The sequence below is a fragment of the Scytonema sp. HK-05 genome, from assembly GCF_963872035.1.
In the GTDB taxonomy this organism is placed as follows: Bacteria; Cyanobacteriota; Cyanobacteriia; order Cyanobacteriales; family Nostocaceae; genus Kalymmatonema.
On the sequence record NZ_CAWMYC010000097.1, the window covers coordinates 86,095 to 107,982 of the forward strand.

General features: G+C 45.2%; 23 protein-coding genes and 1 pseudogene. 17 read left to right on the forward strand and 7 right to left on the reverse strand.

What is annotated here, in order from left to right; genetic code table 11:
- The first annotated feature begins 51 nt into the window (after positions 1 to 51).
- Positions 52 to 2,484, forward strand: a complete 2,433-nt coding sequence (locus AACT52_RS15770; RefSeq protein WP_198940933.1) for a glycoside hydrolase family 31 protein — start codon at positions 52 to 54, stop codon at positions 2,482 to 2,484.
- 10 nt (positions 2,485 to 2,494) lie between these two features.
- On the opposite strand, the gene hisIE is transcribed toward AACT52_RS15770, so the two are convergent.
- Together hisIE and AACT52_RS15780 are read right to left on the reverse strand one after the other, a co-directional pair.
- Positions 2,495 to 3,145 (reverse strand): bifunctional phosphoribosyl-AMP cyclohydrolase/phosphoribosyl-ATP diphosphatase HisIE, encoded by a 651-nt coding sequence (hisIE, locus tag AACT52_RS15775; protein WP_073632109.1) that lies wholly within the window; start codon positions 3,143 to 3,145, stop codon positions 2,495 to 2,497.
- A 100-nt stretch (positions 3,146 to 3,245) separates the two neighbouring features.
- The gene (locus tag AACT52_RS15780) at positions 3,246 to 3,431 is read right to left on the reverse strand and encodes a ChaB family protein (protein WP_073632069.1); all 186 of its coding nucleotides are present in this window, start codon (positions 3,429 to 3,431) and stop codon (positions 3,246 to 3,248) included.
- Positions 3,432 to 3,560: 129 nt separating this feature from the next.
- On the opposite strand from AACT52_RS15780, the gene hemL reads away from it, so the two are divergent.
- Complete coding sequence (gene hemL / locus AACT52_RS15785) at positions 3,561 to 4,859, forward strand: glutamate-1-semialdehyde 2,1-aminomutase (protein ID WP_073632071.1); 1,299 nt, start codon at positions 3,561 to 3,563, stop codon at positions 4,857 to 4,859.
- Between the two features lie 78 nt (positions 4,860 to 4,937).
- Here the strand turns inward: hemL and AACT52_RS41385 are convergent, their stop codons facing one another.
- Both AACT52_RS41385 and AACT52_RS41390 read right to left on the reverse strand, forming a co-directional pair.
- A complete protein-coding gene (locus AACT52_RS41385) occupies positions 4,938 to 5,036 on the reverse strand; it encodes a hypothetical protein (protein ID WP_443216652.1) in 99 nt (32 codons plus the stop codon).
- On the reverse strand, positions 5,020 to 5,130 hold the full coding sequence (locus tag AACT52_RS41390) for a hypothetical protein (protein WP_443216653.1): 111 nt from the start codon (positions 5,128 to 5,130) through the stop codon (positions 5,020 to 5,022). Before AACT52_RS41390 ends, AACT52_RS41385 begins: the two co-directional genes overlap by 17 nt.
- A 731-nt stretch (positions 5,131 to 5,861) precedes the next feature.
- Here AACT52_RS41390 and AACT52_RS15795 point away from each other — a divergent pair.
- The gene (locus AACT52_RS15795) at positions 5,862 to 7,475 is read left to right on the forward strand and encodes a serine/threonine-protein kinase (protein WP_073632073.1); all 1,614 of its coding nucleotides are present in this window, start codon (positions 5,862 to 5,864) and stop codon (positions 7,473 to 7,475) included.
- Between the two features lie 545 nt (positions 7,476 to 8,020).
- Here AACT52_RS15795 and AACT52_RS15800 read toward each other — a convergent pair.
- Positions 8,021 to 11,761: an ATP-binding protein gene (locus tag AACT52_RS15800; protein WP_073632075.1), complete on the reverse strand. Its 3,741-nt coding sequence runs from the start codon at positions 11,759 to 11,761 to the stop codon at positions 8,021 to 8,023.
- A gap of 237 nt (positions 11,762 to 11,998) precedes the next feature.
- On the opposite strand from AACT52_RS15800, the pseudogene AACT52_RS15805 reads away from it, so the two are divergent.
- Positions 11,999 to 12,223: pseudogene (locus AACT52_RS15805) on the forward strand (pentapeptide repeat-containing protein); the annotation flags it as partial.
- A gap of 83 nt (positions 12,224 to 12,306) precedes the next feature.
- Entirely contained in the window at positions 12,307 to 12,465 is a 159-nt protein-coding gene (locus tag AACT52_RS15810; RefSeq protein WP_158054656.1) for a hypothetical protein, read from the forward strand.
- 143 nt (positions 12,466 to 12,608) lie between these two features.
- Here the strand turns inward: AACT52_RS15810 and AACT52_RS15815 are convergent, their stop codons facing one another.
- Positions 12,609 to 13,829, reverse strand: coding sequence for an ATP-binding protein (locus tag AACT52_RS15815; RefSeq protein WP_443216654.1), 1,221 nt, complete (start codon positions 13,827 to 13,829; stop codon positions 12,609 to 12,611).
- Between the two features lie 101 nt (positions 13,830 to 13,930).
- On the opposite strand from AACT52_RS15815, the gene AACT52_RS15820 reads away from it, so the two are divergent.
- From AACT52_RS15820 to AACT52_RS15855, 8 genes are all read left to right on the forward strand, one after another.
- A complete protein-coding gene (locus tag AACT52_RS15820; protein ID WP_158054658.1) occupies positions 13,931 to 14,086 on the forward strand; it encodes a hypothetical protein in 156 nt (51 codons plus the stop codon).
- 113 nt (positions 14,087 to 14,199) lie between these two features.
- Positions 14,200 to 14,535: a cation:proton antiporter subunit C gene (locus tag AACT52_RS15825; RefSeq protein WP_073632077.1), complete on the forward strand. Its 336-nt coding sequence runs from the start codon at positions 14,200 to 14,202 to the stop codon at positions 14,533 to 14,535.
- On the forward strand, positions 14,532 to 15,965 hold the full coding sequence (locus tag AACT52_RS15830) for a cation:proton antiporter (protein WP_073632079.1): 1,434 nt from the start codon (positions 14,532 to 14,534) through the stop codon (positions 15,963 to 15,965). The genes AACT52_RS15825 and AACT52_RS15830 overlap by 4 nt, the downstream gene beginning before the upstream one ends.
- The gene (locus AACT52_RS15835; RefSeq protein WP_073632081.1) at positions 15,962 to 16,351 is read left to right on the forward strand and encodes a Na+/H+ antiporter subunit E; all 390 of its coding nucleotides are present in this window, start codon (positions 15,962 to 15,964) and stop codon (positions 16,349 to 16,351) included. Before AACT52_RS15830 ends, AACT52_RS15835 begins: the two co-directional genes overlap by 4 nt.
- The gene (locus tag AACT52_RS15840) at positions 16,348 to 16,599 is read left to right on the forward strand and encodes a hypothetical protein (protein ID WP_073632083.1); all 252 of its coding nucleotides are present in this window, start codon (positions 16,348 to 16,350) and stop codon (positions 16,597 to 16,599) included. The genes AACT52_RS15835 and AACT52_RS15840 overlap by 4 nt, the downstream gene beginning before the upstream one ends.
- The gene (locus AACT52_RS15845; RefSeq protein ID WP_073632084.1) at positions 16,596 to 16,877 is read left to right on the forward strand and encodes a monovalent cation/H(+) antiporter subunit G; all 282 of its coding nucleotides are present in this window, start codon (positions 16,596 to 16,598) and stop codon (positions 16,875 to 16,877) included. The genes AACT52_RS15840 and AACT52_RS15845 overlap by 4 nt, the downstream gene beginning before the upstream one ends.
- Positions 16,874 to 17,488 carry a DUF4040 domain-containing protein gene (locus tag AACT52_RS15850; RefSeq protein WP_073632086.1) on the forward strand — a complete coding sequence of 205 codons (615 nt, stop codon included), beginning with the start codon at positions 16,874 to 16,876 and terminating at the stop codon, positions 17,486 to 17,488. The genes AACT52_RS15845 and AACT52_RS15850 overlap by 4 nt, the downstream gene beginning before the upstream one ends.
- The gene (locus tag AACT52_RS15855; RefSeq protein ID WP_073632088.1) at positions 17,485 to 18,144 is read left to right on the forward strand and encodes a Na(+)/H(+) antiporter subunit B; all 660 of its coding nucleotides are present in this window, start codon (positions 17,485 to 17,487) and stop codon (positions 18,142 to 18,144) included. Before AACT52_RS15850 ends, AACT52_RS15855 begins: the two co-directional genes overlap by 4 nt.
- 56 nt (positions 18,145 to 18,200) lie before the next feature.
- Here the strand turns inward: AACT52_RS15855 and recA are convergent, their stop codons facing one another.
- A complete protein-coding gene (recA, locus tag AACT52_RS15860) occupies positions 18,201 to 19,289 on the reverse strand; it encodes a recombinase RecA (RefSeq protein ID WP_073632089.1) in 1,089 nt (362 codons plus the stop codon).
- Between the two features lie 291 nt (positions 19,290 to 19,580).
- Here recA and xseA point away from each other — a divergent pair, with 291 nt between their 5' ends.
- From xseA to AACT52_RS15880, 4 genes are all read left to right on the forward strand, one after another.
- Positions 19,581 to 20,810, forward strand: a complete 1,230-nt coding sequence (xseA, locus tag AACT52_RS15865) for an exodeoxyribonuclease VII large subunit (RefSeq protein ID WP_073632091.1) — start codon at positions 19,581 to 19,583, stop codon at positions 20,808 to 20,810.
- Between the two features lie 165 nt (positions 20,811 to 20,975).
- Positions 20,976 to 21,176, forward strand: a complete 201-nt coding sequence (gene xseB / locus AACT52_RS15870) for an exodeoxyribonuclease VII small subunit (RefSeq protein WP_073632093.1) — start codon at positions 20,976 to 20,978, stop codon at positions 21,174 to 21,176.
- 174 nt (positions 21,177 to 21,350) lie between these two features.
- Positions 21,351 to 21,599, forward strand: a complete 249-nt coding sequence (locus tag AACT52_RS15875) for a UPF0175 family protein (RefSeq protein WP_073632094.1) — start codon at positions 21,351 to 21,353, stop codon at positions 21,597 to 21,599.
- Positions 21,596 to 21,853, forward strand: a complete 258-nt coding sequence (locus AACT52_RS15880; RefSeq protein WP_073632096.1) for a hypothetical protein — start codon at positions 21,596 to 21,598, stop codon at positions 21,851 to 21,853. Before AACT52_RS15875 ends, AACT52_RS15880 begins: the two co-directional genes overlap by 4 nt.
- Positions 21,854 to 21,888: the final 35 nt, after the last annotated feature.

Here is a 21,888-nt window from a genome sequence, read left to right on the forward strand (position 1 = left end):
CCTCTAAATCAACAAGGCAAAATTGTTAAAATTGATACATAGAAATTTCAAGTGGTGGAATACAACGAACTCAACGGCAGCATCGTCTGCGGAAATGCCCGTTTTAGCGCCTTGGGTAATGGTTTGGTGCGGCTGGAATGGTCAGCAGGTGGTCAGTTTGAGGATCGTCCCACCGTTGCTGTTATTAAGCGCCCAGAACCCCTGCCTTTCAAAGCTATCAGCGTTACAAACGATGGGGTGCTGAACCTGCATACTGAGTACATCCAGATCGTCTATCAACCTGATGCTGAGCCATTCAACGACGCTAACTTGCAAATCCACTGGCAAATGGGGAAGTGTTCAAGAAGGTGGACACCCTCCGCCGTCGATACCCAGAACTTGGGCGGCACCTTCACCAGCCTCGACGTCACCCACCGAAACTTTTACCCCACAGGAGTTCATCCAGCCTCTGTTGAAAAAAGCTATCCCTATACTCAAGAATTTCCCTACAAATCCCTAATATCAATCCACAAAACTCTACGCGATCGCGGTGAAACCACTGACTTTGAGGAACCGCCCATCTGGTATCTGGAACGCTACCGTTCTCAGGAATTGCCTCCGGAGTTACAAGAGTTTCTCAAACAATGGCATCACTTTCCCCCTGGAATTATCAGCCAAAGTGGTTACAGCGTACTCAACGATTCTGCCAGCGCCGTGATAGACGATAATTGGCTTAGCGAACGTGGCTCGAATTGCCAAGACTGGTACTTCTTTGCCTACGGTTTAGACTACGCCGCTGCTTTGTTCGACTTTGTGCAGCTGTGCGGACGTATACCAATGCTGCCACGTTGGGCTTTTGGTATTTGGTTCTCCCAGTTCGCTCAGATAAGCGATACACATTATCACGAACTTGTCAAGCACTTTGACGAACTCGCTTTGCCTCTGGACGTTGTGATGCTCGATGTCGATTGGCACGGTTCCGGTTGGTGCGGTTGGGACTGGGATCGCGATTTATTCCCCGATCCTCAGGCGTTTTTGGACTGGGGACACGGCAGTGGGCTGCACTTTGGCGCTAACGTGCATCTTGAAGGAGTCCCACCCGGTGACAGCCAATTCCAGGCTCTTTGTGCAGCAAGAGGACTAGATCCCAGCGACGTCAGAGCAGGTAAGGTTTTCGCGGTGAAAAACCCAAAAGTCGAGTGGATATTTGATACTTGGCACCCAGATAATATTGGCGCGAACAAACTCAATACCACTGATCCAGAAGATGGCTGGCTGCTGTTTAATCTGGCAGAGCAAGAGGAGGCACGCCTGTTTATGGAGGTACTACACAGCCCCCGTGAGGAGGAAGGCATCGACTTTTGGTGGATTGACGGTAGTAATGCTACGCATCCGGGTGTAAACTCCCAGTTGTGGACTAACCATGTCTATTTCACTCATTTAGAAGCCAAAACAAATCGCCGTGCCCTGATTCTCTCGCGCGCAGGTGGAATTGGTTCGCACCGCTACCCATTGCAGTTTTCTGGTGACACATACTCGCACTGGGAAATTCTCCAGTTACTAGTGGATTTTACAGCACGAGCGGGTAATGTGGGGGTGGCTTATTGGTCTAATGATTTAGGAGGCTTTTTCAACCACGTGCTGGGCGTGCCGACAATCGATCCGGAACTTTTTGTCCGGTGGGTGCAATTCGGCTGCTTTAGTCCCATTGTACGCCTACATTCAGACCACGGTCAGCGAGAACCTTGGGCTTATGGATCTCGGGTACTGCAAGCCATCCGTCTAGCCTTTCAAAGGCGCATCCAACTGGTTCCGTATTTGTATCACTTGAGCCGAATTACCTACGACACTGGTTTGCCGCTGTGTCGCCCAATGTATCTGGTGTATCCTGAAGAGCCACAAGCTTACCAGGTACCAACTCAGTATTTTTTAGGCGATCGCCTATTGGTTGCCCCAGTCGTTGAAGCTGGCGGTTATCGGCAAGTCTACCTACCTTCAGGAGTTTGGTGGCAACGGGAAACAAATCAATCGTACCCAGGAAATCAGCACCTGCACCTTTGGGTTCCCCTCAACCAAGTGCCAGTATTTGTCCGTGCTGGCACGATTCTACCTCTTGGTGAAGTCTCACTCCGCGTCGGCACTGCACCACCTGCTTCCCTAATCTTGGAAGTGTATGCGGGGGCAGAGGGCGAACTAGATTTTTACGAGGATGATGGTGAAAGTGCAACCTATCGCACTGATGCAGGCAGTCGCCGCCTATTTACCCAACGCTTTTCGACTCACCGTCATCTTCTCACCTGTGAGCCAGTGCGGGGAAATTACCACGGCATGCCAAAAGAGCGCAACTTCCGCATCCGCTGGATTGGCTTAGCCCCTGGTAGTCAGGTTGAAGCGATTGGTGTCAAGGTGAGTCACCTAAGTTGGGTAGAGCAAGTGTTGGAAGTCACTTTGGAGGAGGTTCCCCAGTCAGCAAGTTGGCAACTGGTCGTCATACCCTCACAATAGAAATGATGAATTATTTTTTCCGTTCCTGTAACTTGCGATAAACGTCTTTTATATCAACTTTGTGATGAGCTAAAGCGACCAAAGTGTGATATAACAAATCAGCTACCTCCCCAGCAATGGCATTTGCATCATCATCCTTACACGCCATCACCACCTCAGCAGATTCCTCGCCAATCTTTTTCAAAATCTTGTTATCACCGCCTGCAAACAACTTACAGGTGTAGGAACTTTCTGTTGGGTTATCGCGGCGATCGCATATCACAGCAAACAATTGCGACAATGTATCCCCTGGTGGTGGAACAATTTTTTCATCAACTTGATGAAAACAACTGCGCTCACCAGTGTGACAGGCAATATCTCCTACCTGTTCTACCCCAACTAGTAGCGCATCACTATCACAGTCATAACGGATGCTTTTTACTTTTTGAATATGACCCGAAGTCGCTCCCTTATGCCACAATTCCTGACGAGAACGACTCCAAAACCAAGTTTCTTGAGTTTCCAAAGTTTTTTGTAGGGACTCCCGATTCATCCACGCCATCATTAAAATAGTGCCATCCAGATGATCTTGAACAATCGCTGGCACGAGACCCTTTTCATCGTAACGAATTTTTTCCACAGGAATGGCGTGGTGTAGTGAGTGTAAATCGGAAGAAAACATACCAGATGCAATGTTGCTGTTAGAAATAGCTCCTTCGTTCACGATACCATTCTAGATACGGCATCTGATATGTTTTTTTTACTCACTTTCTTCCCTAACTTTAAACGACACTTTTATGCATTGCGGATTGCATCCTAACAGCACTCAACGCCACTTTGTGAGCCTTTGCTGCTTCACCGTACCAGTCGATTGCCGAGTTAAAAGCAGCTCGGTACCAATCCTGGTATGCCTCTGATAAACGAGCGCGAATCTCGATTGGCAAGTCTTGATTGGACTTGTACAACATATTGTTATTTTCCTGGTTCAGCTAGTTTACTAGGATATAAGTTCTAGTAATTTACTACGATATAACTTATAGGCAGTGTTTACCCCTATCCTAGGATAGAGCTTTTTATTCTCACTGTAGGAGAGAACCTTGGTAAATACAACAATTAAAACTACAAAATCACAAGAAATCTTTGCTGCTGCCCAAAATCTCATGCCAGGAGGAGTCAGTTCCCCTGTGCGAGCCTTCAAATCCGTGGGTGGACAACCTATCGTTTTTGACCATGTCAAGGGCGCGTACATTTGGGATGTGGATAGCAACCAATATATCGACTATGTCGGCACTTGGGGACCAGCCATTTGCGGTCATGCTCATCCTGAGGTGATTGCAGCACTCCATGAAGCCTTGGAAAAAGGGACTAGCTTCGGTGCGCCTAGTGTGTTAGAAAATATACTGGCAGAAATGGTCATCAATGCCGTTCCTAGCATCGAAATGGTAAGATTTGTTAACTCGGGTACTGAAGCTTGTATGGCAGTGCTGCGGTTGATGCGAGCTTTCACCGGACGCGATAAACTTATCAAGTTTGAGGGCTGCTACCACGGTCACGCCGATATGTTCTTAGTAAAGGCAGGCTCTGGTGTAGCCACACTTGGTTTACCCGACTCTCCAGGCGTTCCTAAATCAGCTACCACCAACACCCTGACTGCTCCCTTCAATGACTTGGAAGCTGTCAAGCAACTGTTTGAAGAAAACCGCGACGAAATTGCTGGTGTCATTCTAGAGCCAATTGTAGGCAATGCTGGGTTTATTGCTCCCGATGCTGGCTTTTTAGAAGGTCTACGAGAGCTAACTCACGAGCATGGAGCGTTATTGGTGTTTGACGAGGTGATGACGGGCTTCCGCATTGCCTACGGCGGCGCACAGGAGAAGTTTGGCATCACCCCTGATTTAACAACTTTAGGCAAGATTATCGGCGGTGGTTTGCCAGTAGGAGCTTACGGCGGTCGTCGCGATATCATGTCAATGGTTGCTCCCGCAGGTTCGGTGTATCAAGCTGGAACGCTTTCTGGTAACCCCTTGGCAATGACTGCTGGAATTAAAACGCTGGAATTGCTGCAAAAACCAGGTACATACGAGTATTTGGACAGCATAACTCAAAAGTTAGCCGATGGCTTGCTGCAAATTGCTAAAGAAACAGGTCACGCAGCTTGCGGCGGTCAAATCAGTGGGATGTTTGGTCTATTCTTCGCGAATGGACCTGTCCATAACTACGAGGATGCCAAAAAGTCAGATACAGGTAAGTTCGGGCGGTTCCATCGCGGTATGTTGGAGCGTGGCATTTACCTAGCACCATCTCAATTTGAGGCAGGGTTTACTTCCATTGCGCACACAGAAGAAGATATTGAGCGGACGCTAAAAGCCGCACAAGATGTGATGTCTACTCTGTAAATTAGGTATTGGGAATTGAGGATTGGGTACTGGGGAAGAAAATTCCTAGTCCCCAGTCCAAGGGTCCCCAGTCCTTTTTTAACAGCCACAGCCAGTGTGACCGCAGCCTTGCATTGTTTTATGCCCTTCAGCACAGGCTTGTGAGCAGTAGTATTTACCGTCAGGGGTGAATGGCATCCTCTAAGGAAACAACACATAAGCAAGGTTCACAGGCGCATTTTAATTGGCTTACGTTGGTCATAATTTTCTCCTGAATCGTCCTAAGATTCATATATTATATATGAACAAGTATTCATATATATTGGAAGAGAATTCAAATTTTTTATATGTTGTTAATATAAAAACCTATACCGACGATAGCGTGTTTCTACTTAGATAGAGATATTCCCCAATTCAAAATCTAAAATCAACAGGGTTTGACTGACAAAGCCTTTTGAGAATTTGAGCTTCTTATTTTTTGCAAAAAAATAGTCTTAGTGACAGGAAAATACTTTGTTTTTCTAAGGTTGGCGAAATTTTTGAATAGAAACAAGAATGACTTCTTATTTGCAATACAGCGGTTTTCTTTCTTTGTGAGCATTGCCGCCCTCCGGGTGTGGCTCCGGCACGCCTGACGGCGAACGCAGTTCCTTCAACGGGGGGAACCCCCAAGGGCGGACTGCTCACGAATATCTCAAATGTCCATCACATAGCTTTTATGGACAATGCCCACCTACGATTTGTGGTCTAATCATAAGAATAAGCGCTGTAAGAAAATTACCCAAATGTCAACTCGCCTCATCTATGGCAATGGAATGAAACAATGAGTGAGAAACAATTAGAGAGCAGCAAAATAGTGAATTTTCGTAGATTTACGCTTGCTTCATGTAAAATTCGCTGAACTTTAGCAACTCTTCAATAGAATTTTAGAGAAATTTACCTGGTAAGAGATGATTTGCAATTTAATAATGAGATTAGAGTTAAACGCTCCCCGTTATTTTTCGTGCAGCGAGTTAAGAGTTCATGAGCTACTGCATAAATGCTACGTGTCCCAATCCGGAAAATTCCGCGTATAGCCAGAGGTGTCAGTCTTGTGGCTCGCAACTGCTGTTGCGCGATCGCTATCGAGTCATCAAACCATTAGGTCAAGGTGGTTTTGGAGCAACGTTTTTAGCTCAAGATCAAGCCTTACCTGGAGAACCGAGTTGCGTCATCAAGCAACTACGCCCTTCAGGAACAGCACCACAAGTTTTGCAAATGGGACGGGAACTCTTAGAGAGAGAAGCCGTAACTTTAGATCGGATTGGCAATCATCCTCAAATACCAAGGCTGCTGGACTATTTTGAAGACGGGGAACAACTTTACTTAGTTCAGGAATACATTCATGGTCCCACTTTACAACAAGAGATCAAACGCAAGGGAGTTTTCAGCGAAGCAAGAGTGAACCAATTCTTGAGCGAACTCCTACCATTGCTGCAATACATCCACGAGCGAAAAGTGATTCACCGTGATATCAAGCCTACCAATATCATTCGCCGCGCTCAAGATGGTACATTGGTTTTGATTGATTTTGGTGCCGTTAAAAACCAAGTTAGCCAAACATTAGCAAACCCTACCGAGCAAACAGCATTAACTGCATATGCCATTGGGACTCCTGGTTTTGCTCCTCCAGAACAAATGGCAATGCGTCCTGTCTTCGCCAGCGATATTTATGCTGTAGGAGTGACGTGCATTTATCTCCTAAGTGGCAAACCCCCTAAAGATTTAGATTACAACCAGATAACAGGTGAAATGCTGTGGGAGCGACTGGTGCAAACGAGCAACCATTTAACCGTAGTGTTGCGGAAAATGCTGGAAATATCAGTTCGCAATCGCTACCAATCAGCACAGGAAGTTCTCACAGCGTTGCAGCTAGAGCCTTATCTGGATAGTTTGGCACAAAGTATGTTGGTACAATCCTGCACTGTCAGCAAAGAACGAATGTCCCAAAATTGCGAAGAATCCGGTGTTTTCTCGATCAACCCTGCTGCTGTCTCAGGACTTGGGGTGGCACAGGTGAGATCTGCTATTCTGCCAAAACGAGCCAAAACAGGAGAGACCACTGGCACATATGCAGTGGAAACAAAACCAACAGTTGTGACAAAACCAACAACTTTAGTCAGCACTCATACTGGCTGTAATACTGGTCAAAATTCAAAAACTTCCCGTCGGTTGGATACTCAGGGTTTGTTAAGAGACTACTTAAAAGGAAAACGGGATTTTGCCCTATACAATTTGAGTATGCTTAACCTGCAAGACATTGACTTATCACAAACAAATTTTCATTCCTCACAATTGGTGAAAACCAATCTCCAAGGAGCTAATCTTTACAATAGTAATTTTACAAAAGCTAGTCTCAACCGAGCTAATCTTAGAGACGCTAATTTAAGCAAGGCTTATTTGAGTCATGCCGATTTAGAAGGGGCGGACTTGCGAGGTTCGGATCTCAGCTATGCTAATCTCAACAATGCCAATCTCCAGGGAGCTAATCTTTGTGGAGCTAATCTTACTGGTGCCAAAATTTCTCAGGAGCAGTTAGCACTAGCTAAGATGAACTGGATGACCGTGCGCCCTTGTGGTAGGCGAGGCTTGTTGTAATTTCAGTAGCTCGTCTAGATCTTAGGAGTATAGTTGCAGAAAAACTTCACAAAGAATAGCCTTGGTACGAGCCACCTGGTAATTAATATGGGATACAACCCTCGAGCAGAGCAAGTAGAGATTGTGCTGAAAACAACCTCTACTGGCAGTTCTAATCCATAATGCTGCTTACATTATGCTTGGGGTAGGAATTCTTGTGTCTCCTGGTGCTGCAATCAAACTCTTAGCATGATCAACCATCCCATTTTTTTCCATTGGGTTACCCATTTGAAGCCCTGGCAATGGCTCAGTGTTTCTACCATTGGTTACTAAATCCTTGATCAACCCAACGTTTCCACCCTGACCTAGCCCAGGGCGAACGCATCTAAATATTAAAGATTGATGTTCAACGTGGAATTCCCCAACACTGCATAACGCAGGACTTTGCGAAAATTAGGTATGAAAGCGAATAATGATAATAGTTGTAGGGAGAGTTTGTGGCAGCCACGGCTGCCAAGCAATGCGGGTTGATTTTTGTAGTAAATTAGTTCTTTGCGGTAAACGAACTAGATTAAAGAACGTCTATAAACAGCAAATCGAGCACTCTCTTTTATCTTGGCGATTTCATCCGGCGAGCCTTCTATTGTGTATTGATCCAAAATAGATAAATCCTTACGAGTACCAATAGCTTGAATATAAGCGGCAGCAATTTTAAGACCTTTTACTGTCGAATTAAAAGCAAGCCAGCAGTCTACAACGCTTAATAAATGATGTTGGTCTGGAGTATAGCGAATGTCATCAAATTGTTTCAACCAGCTTATTACTCGCCGTTCACTGTTTTGATGCAAGGCGATTTCATTTAGCTCTTCAAGTAAATCGTCATCAGAAGGGTAATAAAGTTTTCGTTTTTGTTCGCTAATATAATTAGAAAGATTTTTATGCCCCCATTCAGGTATTTGCATCTGTTTACAGGCTGTTGCTATATGTTCTATAGTAATTTTGTTTAAATGATTGAGATAGGGCAATAATCTGTCTAATTTATGCACATTCAAACACTTCTGTTTCTCTGGGTCTAAAAAGCCAAAGATATAGTTAACATAATGGAAGATTGGGATACTGCTAGAACATTTATTTATACTAGATGTAGCAAGCTTTATACATTTAGGTGTCCCTACGTATAAAGCTGTTAATATAAATATAGAACTATACCCTAGATAATTCCAATACTTTTCTAATAAAATCTCCGCGTCTTTCACAGGAATTTGTGTAATAAATTTTGAGAGTATATAATGCTCAGCTTCACAGCCACCAGAGAAGTCTGTAGGGATAGTCTTCTGTAATGCTTCCAAAAAAATTTGAGCCACAAGCATAATATCCTCACAAAATACATTGTGAGCAACAGAGAATAAGTGGAAGTTAGTTGGCAAAAGCAAAAGCAGTTCCTTTACTACGCTTTTATCTCCCAGTTTTGCACGCCTTTCTACGGCACTATAAAAGAAAGGCGAATCAGATAGAATTGTTTTTAAAATATTAATTTGGTTATTGTCAGTACTTGCACACCATAAATAAAATGCTTCTCTCTTTACAAAATCATTATTTTGCGTTCCTTCCCACCAGACTTTTAATCGGCTCATAAAAGTAGACGATAGTTTACGTCTATCAAATAAACATTCATTGTTAAGCTGGGCACAGATTTGGGAGAGAATGCTTCTCCAAGGTGGTAATTTTTCAGCATTTGCTTCACCTTGATTATAAATATCAGCAGCACTTTGAAAAAGAAGTTCTACCACATCTTCTTGTTCAATATAATGACAGATAAAAACAATTGAATGGCTTAATTTACTATATGCATTAAAGAGAGTTGTAATATATTTAACTATGTCTACACGGGAACAGCGCGCCAATATTAAAGCTAGTTGTTCAAGGTTCCAATCAACACTGGAGAAAGAATCTGAATCGTGTTTTTCTGATAGTTCGTTCCAATGTTTCACGATTAAATTTAAGAGATTGGTAGACTCTAGCCTACAAATTTGAATAGCCGCCCAAGTAGTACCATGAAGGACTAGTGTCTTGTTTGTTGCGAGTTCCCAGCATTTTACTACATCTTCTTCTAACTCAGAGAATCCCAGAAAACCAGCAAGAAGCAAAGCCCCATTTCGCCATTCATCTGTTATGTCGCAGGATTTTAGTACCTGCCCCAACTTTGTTAAAAGTTTCTCTTTTTGGTAACGTTTTACCTGCTCAAGTACCTCATTAGGAAAGCTGTTATTGTAGAAAAAGTCAACCAGGATGCAGTAGCGAATACCACTTTCAACACAACCATTACGTAGACGGGCTAGAAGAACTAGTGGATAGGTCGAAAATGTCTCAGTTATGTCCAACACAACTGGAGAGTCAGTTTCTACCAAACTCCAACATACTGCATCAATTCCTGATTTGGGAACAGAACCATTTGCAACACCAGTATCCGACCATTCCTTTACTTCTTTAATTATTGCTTGATGATAATTATTAATAGGAGTAGTAAAGTGCTTAATTGCTTCTACTAATGCTAAGGGAAGATGATGTCGCAGTTCTCGCAGAAACTCACTATTTTGTGGTGAGATAGCAATTGCTTTACCAATGATTTCTGCATAGAATGGCTCCCGTATTATGTCTGGGTTTAAACTAGTTTCTGCCAGAAACTTAATCATACTCTTTACTAAGAGAGTTTCTTGAATGCGGTCATAACGAAAAATAAATCTGTCTTCTTGAGTTAATCGGCACAATTTATTATGTCTGAGCAGCTCCCGCAATGCATCCAAATCGTCAGGAGATTCCCTCAACCAGTTTTTAATTTCTGTCCAGAGTGGGTAAAGCTTTCGGTTTTTTAACATATAAGTAGCTAGGGTAGACAAAGCCGCTCGATACTCATTTTCTAGAAAATTACCTGAGCTAGAAGATTCATTAATAGAAGTTTTGATAAATCTTTCAATAACGTCTTCAGTTAAATTAGCTAACTCCAATGGTTGAGTTGGTTGAGTGTTTGATAATAACGAACCAAATAAAGCTATGAGGATAGGGACGTTTCCTAGCTTTGTAGCTAAAGAAGACGCTTCTATGTTTGTGATTTCTACACTAGCGAATGAAGTGATTTTTTGAACAGCAGTCATTGCTTCGGCTGGATTCATAGAGCCGATAAAAACTTGATCTACCCAGGACATTTCTTTAAAATCAGGACTGATAGAACTGATATTTTTAGACCAAGCAGGACAAATAACAAGGTATGGTGAAAATATAGGTTGTGAATTAGGTGTACTTGACTGTTGTGGTTTCGACCAGTTAACAAGTTTTTCTACCAATCTTGTAGGATCATCTGCTCGATTAACATCGTCAACAATCAGTAGCAACCGTGAACGTGCGGGAATAATTTGTAGTGCTGCTCTTCCTGCATCAAGTAATAAACTGGGAGAAAGGTTTCGTAAAATTTTATCAACTACATTTTCAAAGGAAGTACATTCCCTAAGAAATTCATTAGAAACCCACAAACCATAGCCACCAGACGCTAAGTGCTTTTTCAACATTCGATATGCAGCAGCACTTTTGCCAGAGCCAGATTTCCCAATCAAAAGCTGAATTGTATAGGCGTTACTTTGTGCCCCTTTTTCAATTTTGCTGTCAATATCACGGGAAACCCAACTGTTAGGATGTGTTAAAAATTCCTTTTCATAATTGGCTAAACTCTGCTCACAAAGATCGCGTAGCAGAGACTCAGATAACATCTCAGCTTTAATATCAAGATAATGCTTACGAAGCCACTGACCTTCACAATTGGAATCTAAAAAGTCAGCCAACCGGGACTGCTCCCAGATATCGACATCAACCCCAAGTTCTGCTGCCTTCTTGTATACCTTATTTATAAGTTCGATGCCTTTAGGTAAATGTTGGTTTGTAGTCAAGATGACTGTAAATTTAGCATCAGGGAAGCTGTTTCTGAGTTTCTGCGCTTCACGACCAGCTTTCAAGAGGTCGCCATCTTTACTCTCTGAGACTTTGGCGTTTTTAGCGGTGCTATGGTCGTACAGCCACTTTTTTTCTAGCCCATCTCTATCTGTTGTGGTGTGTTCCACCAGTAAGAAGCGAGGAGGAATACTCCCAGGAACTTGGCAAAATCCGTCTACTGGCGATTTAATAGTTTCTCCCTGGGCATTAATACCAGTATGTACAATGGCTGCATAATCTCTGTTGTCTTTACGAAGTATTGAAGTTACTAAAAGCTCAAATTTTCCTCGCTCAGTGATTGCTTCTAGTCTTTCTGCTGTAGTCAATTGCGTGTCACCTTCTCAAAATTTATTTACCTAATTGTAAATATTTTTCCAGTATAGAGGCGAACTAGTAATTTGATACTTGCACTACATACCTTTACTCTTCATCACTCTAAATTTGGCGAGGCGTTTCCTGGCTCTACTCTTAGGAACGAAGCCGTACAATAAGCAGGGCAAACGCCTCTAACATCCAAATGTTGACAAAGTGGTAAGTAGAGGTGTGTACAAAGTAGTACAGGCAAAGACGCTAATTTAACCAAGGCTTATCTCAGTTATGCCAATTTAGAAGGAGCAGACCTACGAGGCGCACATCTTAGCTATGCCAATCTTAACAATACCAATCTCCAGCGAGCTAATCTTTGTGGAACTAATCTGACAGGTGCCAACATTTCTCAAGAGCAGTTAGCACTAGCTAAGACGAATTGGATGACTGTGCGCCCCTGTGGTAAGCAAGGCTTGTTGTGATTTGCGAAGCTCGTCTAGATATGATGTGTATTTTGTCACTTTAATAAGAGAAAATTGTTCAACAACTCATCAATTAAGTAGCCATGATGAACTGGGTACACCCTCCGGGTTCACCAGTCGCCTACGGCGGGTTTCCCGCCGGAGAGCGCTGGTTCACCAGCACCCATGAAAAATTACATAATTCCCCTGCTCCCTGCTCCCTGCTCCCTGGTCGGGTGCTTTTTCAAGCTAGCTCGACGTGAAGAAATGTAGGATGGGTTACGCTTCGCTAACCCATGCTGTCCTTTGCGATGGATGCGTTAGCCAAGGCTAACGCATCCTACAAAAAATTCTGTCCGCTACCCTAGCCATCAAACGCGGACTCGTTCGGTTAGAGTGAGTGAATTTAACTCAGGCGCTGGCGAAGCCACAAAGCAAAAAGAGGCAGAGCAAGTCGGTAACCTTGTTCAGCACCGTAAATCAAGCCTTTGTGCTGCAATCCCGCGATCGCTCCTTGGAGAGAGCCCCCTCTGGACAGGTAATGCTTGTGAATGTAATCTCGACTTTGCGGCTTGTCGGTAGGGTCTAACGCCAAGGACTCTAAAAGATGCGCCTGATTGGCGGGAAGCAGCATGAGTAATGACTCAAAGACCATCGATAGGTCAGCTAGGAGTTCTTGGATTGCCTGCTGGACGTGCCAATCGCGAATTAGCCCGTCAGAAACTCGTAGCGACTTTAGGCGTCGCACCAGTGCCGAAGCATCGCCTAAGTGTCCCTGCACCGCATTGACAAAGATTTCCAGCGCTTGCGATCGCGGATCGAATGTCAGCCCTTCGGTGTGCAAGCCCTCCTGAACCCAAGTGGCGACAACATCATCGGCTAAGGGAGCCAGTTGCACGATTTCCAAATTATTGCCAGGTTCATCGAGATGAATGCTGATTTCTGCGATCGTGGCGATTAATACATAACTTACCTGAGTTTGACGCTGAATCTCGTTCCTCAAGAACGTTTCCCAGATTCCATTGCGATCCCAAGAGCGAATGTGGGGGAAGCTTTCCAAAATCAGCACCACCCGTTTGCCCGAAAACTCCGCTAACTGTTGCAGAAGATGGAGTAATACCTCAAATGCTCTCCATTGTTGCTCTTGGCTCTCTGGCCGAACGGGTTTCAGCCGCTGTCTGCCACTTGCTTCGTCTTTCAGGACAAATAATCCACATGCCTTGCCTTCAATCCACTCTTGCATTGGCGATCGAGCGGCTGCAGTTTGAAACGTCTGGTCTATACTCTCGCACAGCAATTGCACAAAGCGCTGACCATCGGTAACTCGGATGCAGTCAACCTCCAAGATTTGAGCGCCAACTTCTTGAGCCGCCCGCCGTACCAGAGTCCGCCGTCCGCTTCCCGGCACTCCAGCAATTAGCAAGTCACCATCATGCGCTAAAACCTGCGTGATGCGTTGAAATTGAGCCTGCCGCCCGACTAATTCAAACGGTGCTGACAAATTTAAGAGATTCACGGGTATGACGTTTTGATTTGGAGCTTGACTATCTCGCAAGCCGTTGACTTTGTCGGCGCGTGAGTCAGTGCTAAAGTTTAGCATGGCTCTGGCATCAGTCGATTCTTTCATTTGAGTGAGAGCATTTTGAATGGCTTAGTGACTCGCAAAGTGGTTTAATGTGGCATCAGTCTATGCTTTATCTTGGCACTTTTCTATAGTGCTGCTATAGTATGGCACTATTTAATCGTGCTATATATGTTTTAGCACGGTTTGATAAGTATTTACTCATGGTTCATCTGTCCACGACCGCACAGCGTCCTGTGCAGCCGACAACTTGGCATACTTTAGAAATTTTAGAAATTGAGAAAGTTTTAGGACTTGTTTAGCAGTAGGTTCACCGATGATTCTCTGGGCAGCGAGCGATTGTCAATCGTTTTAACCCACCTAACTAAGACACAGAAACACGTAAGTTTTAGAGACATTCTGTGAGGCAATTCCCGTGTTAGAAGCATTCGTCTTCGCAACAATATTCTGCGGATTTTTGGGCATCATCCTTAAAAAGAACCTGGTTATGAAGATCATCTCCATGGATGTCATGAGCACAGGGGTTATCGCCTATTACGTGCTGATTGCATCGCGAGATGGCTTATTCACACCCATTATTTCAGACGGCGCAAATGGGGCTTACGCCGATCCCGTCCCCCAGGCGGTCATATTGACAGGGATTGTGATTGGCTTTTCGATTCAGTGCTTAATGCTGGTCGGTGTCATGAAGCTGGCACGGGATAATCCCACCCTGGAAACCAACGAGATCGAGAAGAGCAATACCCCATGAATACCATTACCCTTGCATGGATCGCACTACCGTTTTTCTTGGGGTTCACCATTTATCTGTTCCCCAAACTTGACAAAACCCTCGCATTGTTCACGGCATTTGCTTCGGCTGCATATGCGTTGCAGCTATTTGTCGAACAGTCGCCCCTGAAACTAGAGTTACTCGATCATTTCAGCGTCACATTAATAGTCGATCAGTTAAGCGGCTACTTTATCTTGACCAATGCGCTGGTAACAGCCGCAGTCATCCTCTACTGTTGGCACAGCGATAAGACGACTTTCTTTTATGCACAAGCCATCATTTTACATGGCAGCCTCAATGCCGCGTTCGCCTGTGCAGACTTTATCAGTTTATACGTGGCGTTAGAGGTGAGCGGGATTGCCGCGTTTCTCTTGATTACCTATACTCGCACTGATCGCTCGATTTGGGTTGGCTTGCGCTATCTGTTTATTAGCAACACGGCAATGCTGTTTTATCTGGTGGGCGCGGTTCTAGCCTATCAGACCAATCATTCGTTTAGTTTTGCAAGTTTGCGCGGGGCACCGCCGGAGGCGCTTGCCCTTATCTTTCTGGGACTCTTGGTTAAGGGGGGGGTGTTTGTATCGGGATTGTGGCTACCGTTGACCCACTCCGAATCGGAGACGCCGGTATCAGCCTTACTGTCGGGAGTTGTGGTCAAAGCTGGAGTCTATCCGCTAGTACGTTGTGCGCTGATGGTGGCGGAGGTCGATCCACTCATCCGGATTTTCGGAGTTGGGACAGCCCTGCTAGGCGTGTTCTATGCCGTCTTTGAAAAGGATGCCAAGCGGATGCTGGCGTTTCATACGGTTTCGCAGTTAGGCTTTATCCTCGCTGCCCCAGTCGTAGGTGGCTTTTATGCACTGACTCACGGACTGGTCAAATCGGCACTCTTCCTGATTGCGGGTGCTTTACCGAGCCGAAATTTCAAGGAACTGCAACACAAGCCGATCAATACAACCGTCTGGATTGCTTTGGTTATCGCCAGCTTCTCGATCTCAGGCTTTCCCTTGTTGTCCGGCTTTGGGGCGAAGGTGTTGACGACGAAGAATCTTCTGCCCGCTCATGCGATCGCCATGAACGTTGCGGCTTTGGGAACAGCAATCTCATTTGCCAAATTCATATTCTTGCCGCATAAAGCGGACGGCGAGGAGGTAGTAAAGCCCGGTTTCTGGCCAGCGGCGATCCTGCTGATCGGTGGTCTGTTTGCGGCAAACGTTGTCTATTACGAGGCGTATAGCCTTGAGAATATCGTGAAACCACTGGCAACTATTGGCCTGGGTTGGTTGGCGTATCTTTTGATTTTCAAACGATCCGTACTCAAGCTGCCCCGTGTTATGGAGCAATTTGAGCATCTGATCGGTGGGATGAGTCTAATGTTAATCCTGCTCTTTTGGATGGTGTTGGCATGATTGGGTATCTGAATCTGATATTGCGACTGGCCATCTGGTTTTTGCTCACCGCTAATCTGAGTGTGGCAAATATCATCATCGGTGTCACCATCGCACTCCTATTACCGGGACGCCCCAAAACCCCAGGACGATTAAAGGACTGGCTGCGGGCGCTGTGGGAAACCCTCGTGGCGATTCCGCAGGCATATAAGGAAGCCTTTGAAATGATCCTCCGTCCCCATAATTACGAAGATGTGACGATGGAACAAGTCAAACCCGGACGGACACCTGGACTCATCTTCCTGGATATATTTCTGATTACTTTTACGCCCAAGACCATTGTCTTGAAATATCACGAAAATGGCTGGTACGAAGTCCACTGGGTGCGCCGGAGGAAAAAGGCATGAACTTGGCACTGATTGCAATGATTCTGGCTCTGCTCATACCCATGTACGAGGCTTGGCAGGATGAAAATATCTGGCAGAAGATGTTGGCATTTGCCAGTATCGCTACCAAGACATCAATCATACTCCTGGTTGTATCTGTCTTACGGGATGATTGGATGCTTGGTGTTGTAGGGGTCATCATCCTGAGTGTGGGTAATGCCGGATTAATGTTGTTGGCACAAGTCCTTAAACGCATGAATGAACTATGATCACCGCGCTTAGTTACACCTGCATAGGTATAGGGATTTTCTTCTGGTTTTGGGGAACCTTTCCCCTGGTCGGCGATCGCTCGGTATTATTCAAGCTGCATACTCTTTCGGTTGCAGATACGCTAGGGAGCATGCTCATCATGGTAGGACTGCTCCTGCCGAAGGTACCTAGCGAATGGCCGTTGCTCATCCTTGGCATTATCACCTTAGCAATCTGGAATACAGTGCTGGGGTATGTGTTGGCATACGGTTCCAGCAGTGGAGGGAATCAATCATGAATGATAGCTATATCTATGTCATAACCGCCCTGCTGCCGTTGTCCGCACTCATGCTGGTACTTCAGACCAATCCATACCATGCCCTGGTAATCCAGGGAATAGTGGGAGCGGTGGCGGCATTGGTATTTGCGGTTTTCGGGGCGGCGGATGTTGCTTTGACCCAAGCATTGATGGGGACCCTGCTGGCGATTACTCTCTATGCGATCGCAGTGCGTTCATCGCTGGTGATGCGTCTTGGTGTACTCGAAGACGGGGCGATTGCGCAAAGCGCAGTGCCAAAGGCAATCGAGACAGATGACGAGTCCCATTTAGGGCAACTGATGGATGAGTTACGAACAATTTTCGGCAAACACTATATGCGTCTTGAGCTAGTCCCGTACACGAATACACAGGCTTTGCACCGGGCGCTGATGGACAAAGAAGTCCATGCGACCTGTGTCAGACGAGAGTACGATAATCAAGACCCCGTAGCGAGTCAGGACGAACAGCAACCCTATCACACCACAACTAGGGTTCGACGCCTCTATGACATCATGCGAACCGAACTTTCGTCACCAGCGACAAACCTAACCTATGTAAATGCACTCTCCTCAGGGGAGGAACATAAATGAAATGGGTCTATATTGCAGCGGGGATAGCGCTGTTCGTCAAATTCCTGATCATGCCCAATCCGGCACCGGACTTATCGCTCTCGATCGTTGAAGCGCTTGTAAAAGATAGTGGAGTACCTAATGCAGTTACGGCTGTCATTCTCAGGAATCGCCTGTATGACACGATCTTTGAAGTGGTGGTATTTACGATCGCGGTAATGGGTGCAAAGTTTCTACTGGCGAATGAGAGACCGTTTTGTGCGATCTATCAGTTCACCGATCAACCATCGATTGTTATGGCGCGTCTAGGAGCAACCATTGCCGCGATGGTGGGTATCGAACTGGCTATTCGGGGGCATCTGAGTCCGGGCGGTGGTTTTGCGGCTGGAGTTGCGGGCGGAACGGCGATCGGTCTTGTTGCGATTACCTCATCAACGGAGTGGATGCAGGCAATCTATCAGCGCTGGCACGCCGCTACATGGGAGAAGGTTTCGGTTCTTATTTTCATCGTCCTGTCGGTTATCACTCTAGCCGGATTAGAATTACCGCACGGAGAGTTGGGCGCACTTTTCAGCGGCGGGGTTATCCCTGTGCTCAACATCCTAGTCGCAGTAAAAGTTGCCTTGGGTTCTTGGGCGGCTATTTTAGTTTTTATTCATTATCGGGGATTGTTGTGAATTAAGTGTGTGGAGCGATGCTCCACACACCAAACTGCAAGCAAAAGCACGCTTTGTTATTCTTCTTCGACTAACTCTAATTCTTCTTCTTCTTCTTCTTCGTCTTCGCTTGTCTTCTTCACAGAGTTAGCAGAAACAACAGCCCCCATTTCTAGTTTTTCACGCACCTGCTGCTTAATTTTGTCACTAAACTCAGGCTTTTCTTCTAAGTACTTAATGGCGTTGTCTCGACCTTGAGAGATGTTCTCGCCATTGTAGCTGTACCAAGCTCCTTTGCGGACAAGGATACCAGTTTCTTCCGCCAAATCTACAAGACAACCCAAAGTAGAAATACCTTTGCCAAAGATAATGTCAAATTCCGCGATTCTAAAAGGTGGTGCAACTTTGTTTTTAGCAACTTTGACTTTAACGCGGTTACCAAATTCCTCTGTGCCTTTTTTCAAAGTTTGAATCCGGCGAATGTCTAGACGTATCGAAGCATAATATTTCAGAGCGTTACCGCCAGTCGTCGTTTCTGGGTTACCGTAGCTGACACCTATTTTTTGGCGCAATTGGTTAAGAAAGATAACCGTGCAACCAGATTTACCGATATTACCAGTAATTTTACGGAGAGCTTGGCTCATCAATCTTGCTTGAAGACCAACATGGGCATCACCCATATCGCCTTCAATTTCAGCACGAGGAACGAGTGCTGCTACAGAGTCAATCACGACAATGTCAACCGCAGCAGAACGGACAAGCTGATCGACAATTTCTAAAGCTGTTTCCCCGGTGTCAGGTTGGGAAATGAACAAATTTACAATGTCAACACCCAACGCCGCAGCATAGGTGGGGTCAAGAGCGTGTTCAGCGTCAACATAGGCAGCAATACCGCCGCTTTTTTGCACTTCGGCAACCGCGTGCAGTGCTAATGTCGTCTTACCGGAACTTTCTGGACCATAAATCTCAATGACCCGTCCTTTGGGTAAACCGCCACCTAACGCCAGATCCAGGGTCAGCGCCCCACTGGAAATCGTCTCTACCTGCATCCGGGTAGCGTCGCCCAAGCGCATAATTGTTCCTTTGCCAAAGGTACGCTCAATTTGGTTCAGTACCATGTTGAGCGCTTTTTGCTTGCCAGCAACATCAGTGGTGTTAATAGCCATTCAGAGCCTCTATATATGGATCTCGGGAGTGTGGGTTTAGGAGTTGGAGTAGAACAGATATACTAATTTATTTAAACACACTTTGCTAGAGAATAACTTGTCAATAACGAAGTGTGACAATATCCTAGCTCAATTGCCGTTTCGTTTGGGTAAGTATAAACAACTATGTAGCAAATTTTCGCGCGCAACATGATATCTGCCTTCTACTTGAACAACGACATCACCAAAATCTGCCAGGATGCGATATTTGCTAGGATTTGCATAATTATTTTGCACTTATTATAGGGTTTGATGACTGCTGATTATCCTGATCTGATTGCTGAAACAGCGCTCTCAGTCGCTGGGTTAACCGACTATATCCGCTTTTTACTAGAACAAGATGAGGAATTGCAACGAGTTTGGGTGACTGGAGAAGTTTCCAGCAAGAGCCATCATCGCAGTGGGTTATTTTTTACGCTGCAAGATCCAAATGGTGGTGCTGCTATTAAGTGTGTGGCGTGGAATAGCCAATTGGCAAAACTGGCACAGATACCCGTTCCAGGTGAACAGTTAATTATCTTGGGAAGTATTCGGCTTTATCCTCAAAGGGGAGAATATCAGCTTTCCGTTTGGCAAGCTTTGCCAGCTGGTGTTGGTTTGCAAGCGCTACGCTACCAGCAACTGCGAAAACGGTTGGAGGCGGAAGGGTTTTTTGAGCCGCAAAGAAAGCGATCGCTTCCTCCTCATCCCCAGGCGATCGCCGTTGTCACTTCACCCACTGCTGCGGCTTGGGGTGATATTCAAAAAACACTTAAGCAAAGGTATCCAGGTTTACACGTTATCTTATCGCCTGCTACAGTACAGGGTGAGCAAGCGCCAGAGTCGATAGTGAAAGCCATTCAACGGGTAGAACAGGATGGACGTGCTGAGGTGCTGATTTTATCACGGGGTGGAGGTGCGGTTGAGGAATTAGCTTGCTTTAATGATGAACGGGTCGTGCGAGCAGTTGCTTGTTGTTCTATTCCAGTGATTACAGGAATTGGTCATCAAAGAGATGAGTCTTTGGTAGATTTAGTTGCAGATGCTTCCGTACATACACCTACGGCGGCGGCGGAACGGGTTGTTCCAGCACTGACGGAATTATATCCTCAGCATCAGCAACGAGTTGTTGCTTTACATGAAAGCGTACATTCTTGTTTGAAAACGTCACAAAACCAACTCCAAGAAATGCGAAACCGCTTGCGGCGCTTGCGCTTGGATAGACAAGTGCAGCAGGAAATGCAGGAACTCAGTTGGAAGCGTCAGCAATTGGTGCGTGCAACAACGACGCAATTGCAGCAAGCAACGCAGCACGTAGAGATGTTACGCCAAAAGTTGGCAACTCTTGACCCCAAAGCAGTTTTGCAGCGTGGTTATGCGGTGGTACGTCAGCAAAATGGTGCGATCGCTCGTTCTACTGCTGAGTTAGCTGTGGGCGAGGAGTTGTTGGTTCAGTTGGGTCAGGGTGAGGTTAAAGTGAAAGTTACGGAAGTTAAAAAGTAGATGTCTTGCAAAAATCCAGTTTATGGTTATTTAGAACCGCAGATGGAGGCAGATAATTTATCTGTGTGCATCTGTGTTCATCTGTGGTTTAATATTCAAAAAATTTGACTCAAGTAAGAGTAAGAGTGATAAACCGCCAAGACGCCAAGGACGCCAAGAGATTTTATGAATCAAGGTTGGAATTATGAGGCTAAGGTTGCTGAAGTAGAGAGAATTATTGCTCGTATTGAGGCGGGTGATTTGGAATTAGAAGAAGTGTTTGACCAATTTGCAACGGCTGTTGAGTCTTTGCGTCAGTGTGAAGCTTTTTTGCAGGAGAGACAGCAGAAGGTGGATTTGTTGATTGAAACGTTGAAAGAAGAATAAATGTTAGTTGATAAGGATGTTATTCTATTTACGCTAGAAAAAGATAAAGTCGGAAGAAAAAGAAAAAGTCGGAAATCAAACACTTTGAAACAGTAATATTTCAATGTATAGCTTGGATTAAGCTAGAAGAAGAGTAGGAGTAAATGTCTGTACTATCTTTAACAAGAGGAAACTATGAGCGTCATCATATCAGATGAAACTTTGCGTGCTTGCGGGATGACAGAAGCCGAATTCAAGCAGGAAGTTGCATTGCTATTGTTTCAGTCTGGAAAGCTTGCGCTTGGACACGCCAGCAAGTTTGCACAAATAGATAAAATACAGTTTCAGCAGTTACTTAAAGAACGCAAAATTCCTCTTTACTCCTATGACATTGAAGATTTTGAACTCGATTTGAAGAACTTGCGGGAGTTAGGCAGGTTGTGATTATTGTCAGTGATACTTCGCCAATCACTAGCCTTGCTGCAATTGGTCAATTAGATTTACTCCGGCAGCTATATAGTAAAATTTTGATTCCAGAAGCTGTTTATCAGGAACTGACGGGTACAGCAACTCTTGTTCCAGGTTCCAGCGAGGTCAAGACACTCGAATGGATTGAGGTACGACAAGTAACAAACCGCCCCCTAATTGTAACCCTCTTGGAGCAACAATTGGATGAAGGTCAACGACCTAACAGTTGAGTGTCAACCCCATGCCTATAAGGCAGGGGCTTGCA

Coding starts and splice junctions, on each gene's coding strand:
- hisIE (WP_073632109.1), bottom strand. CDS start 3,145: ATGTTTTCTTCCGATTTACACTCACTACACCACGCCATTCCTGTGGAA.
- AACT52_RS15780 (WP_073632069.1), bottom strand. CDS start 3,431: ATGTTGTACAAGTCCAATCAAGACTTGCCAATCGAGATTCGCGCTCGT.
- AACT52_RS41385 (WP_443216652.1), bottom strand. CDS start 5,036: ATGCCATTCACCCCTGACGGTAAATACTACTGCTCACAAGCCTGTGCT.
- AACT52_RS41390 (WP_443216653.1), bottom strand. CDS start 5,130: ATGAATCTTAGGACGATTCAGGAGAAAATTATGACCAACGTAAGCCAA.
- AACT52_RS15795 (WP_073632073.1), top strand. CDS start 5,862: ATGAGCTACTGCATAAATGCTACGTGTCCCAATCCGGAAAATTCCGCG.
- AACT52_RS15810 (WP_158054656.1), top strand. CDS start 12,307: ATGATGAACTGGGTACACCCTCCGGGTTCACCAGTCGCCTACGGCGGG.
- AACT52_RS15815 (WP_443216654.1), bottom strand. CDS start 13,829: ATGAAAGAATCGACTGATGCCAGAGCCATGCTAAACTTTAGCACTGAC.
- AACT52_RS15820 (WP_158054658.1), top strand. CDS start 13,931: ATGGCACTATTTAATCGTGCTATATATGTTTTAGCACGGTTTGATAAG.
- AACT52_RS15830 (WP_073632079.1), top strand. CDS start 14,532: ATGAATACCATTACCCTTGCATGGATCGCACTACCGTTTTTCTTGGGG.
- AACT52_RS15835 (WP_073632081.1), top strand. CDS start 15,962: ATGATTGGGTATCTGAATCTGATATTGCGACTGGCCATCTGGTTTTTG.
- AACT52_RS15840 (WP_073632083.1), top strand. CDS start 16,348: ATGAACTTGGCACTGATTGCAATGATTCTGGCTCTGCTCATACCCATG.
- AACT52_RS15845 (WP_073632084.1), top strand. CDS start 16,596: ATGATCACCGCGCTTAGTTACACCTGCATAGGTATAGGGATTTTCTTC.
- AACT52_RS15850 (WP_073632086.1), top strand. CDS start 16,874: ATGAATGATAGCTATATCTATGTCATAACCGCCCTGCTGCCGTTGTCC.
- AACT52_RS15855 (WP_073632088.1), top strand. CDS start 17,485: ATGAAATGGGTCTATATTGCAGCGGGGATAGCGCTGTTCGTCAAATTC.
- recA (WP_073632089.1), bottom strand. CDS start 19,289: ATGGCTATTAACACCACTGATGTTGCTGGCAAGCAAAAAGCGCTCAAC.
- xseA (WP_073632091.1), top strand. CDS start 19,581: ATGACTGCTGATTATCCTGATCTGATTGCTGAAACAGCGCTCTCAGTC.
- xseB (WP_073632093.1), top strand. CDS start 20,976: ATGAATCAAGGTTGGAATTATGAGGCTAAGGTTGCTGAAGTAGAGAGA.
- AACT52_RS15875 (WP_073632094.1), top strand. CDS start 21,351: ATGAGCGTCATCATATCAGATGAAACTTTGCGTGCTTGCGGGATGACA.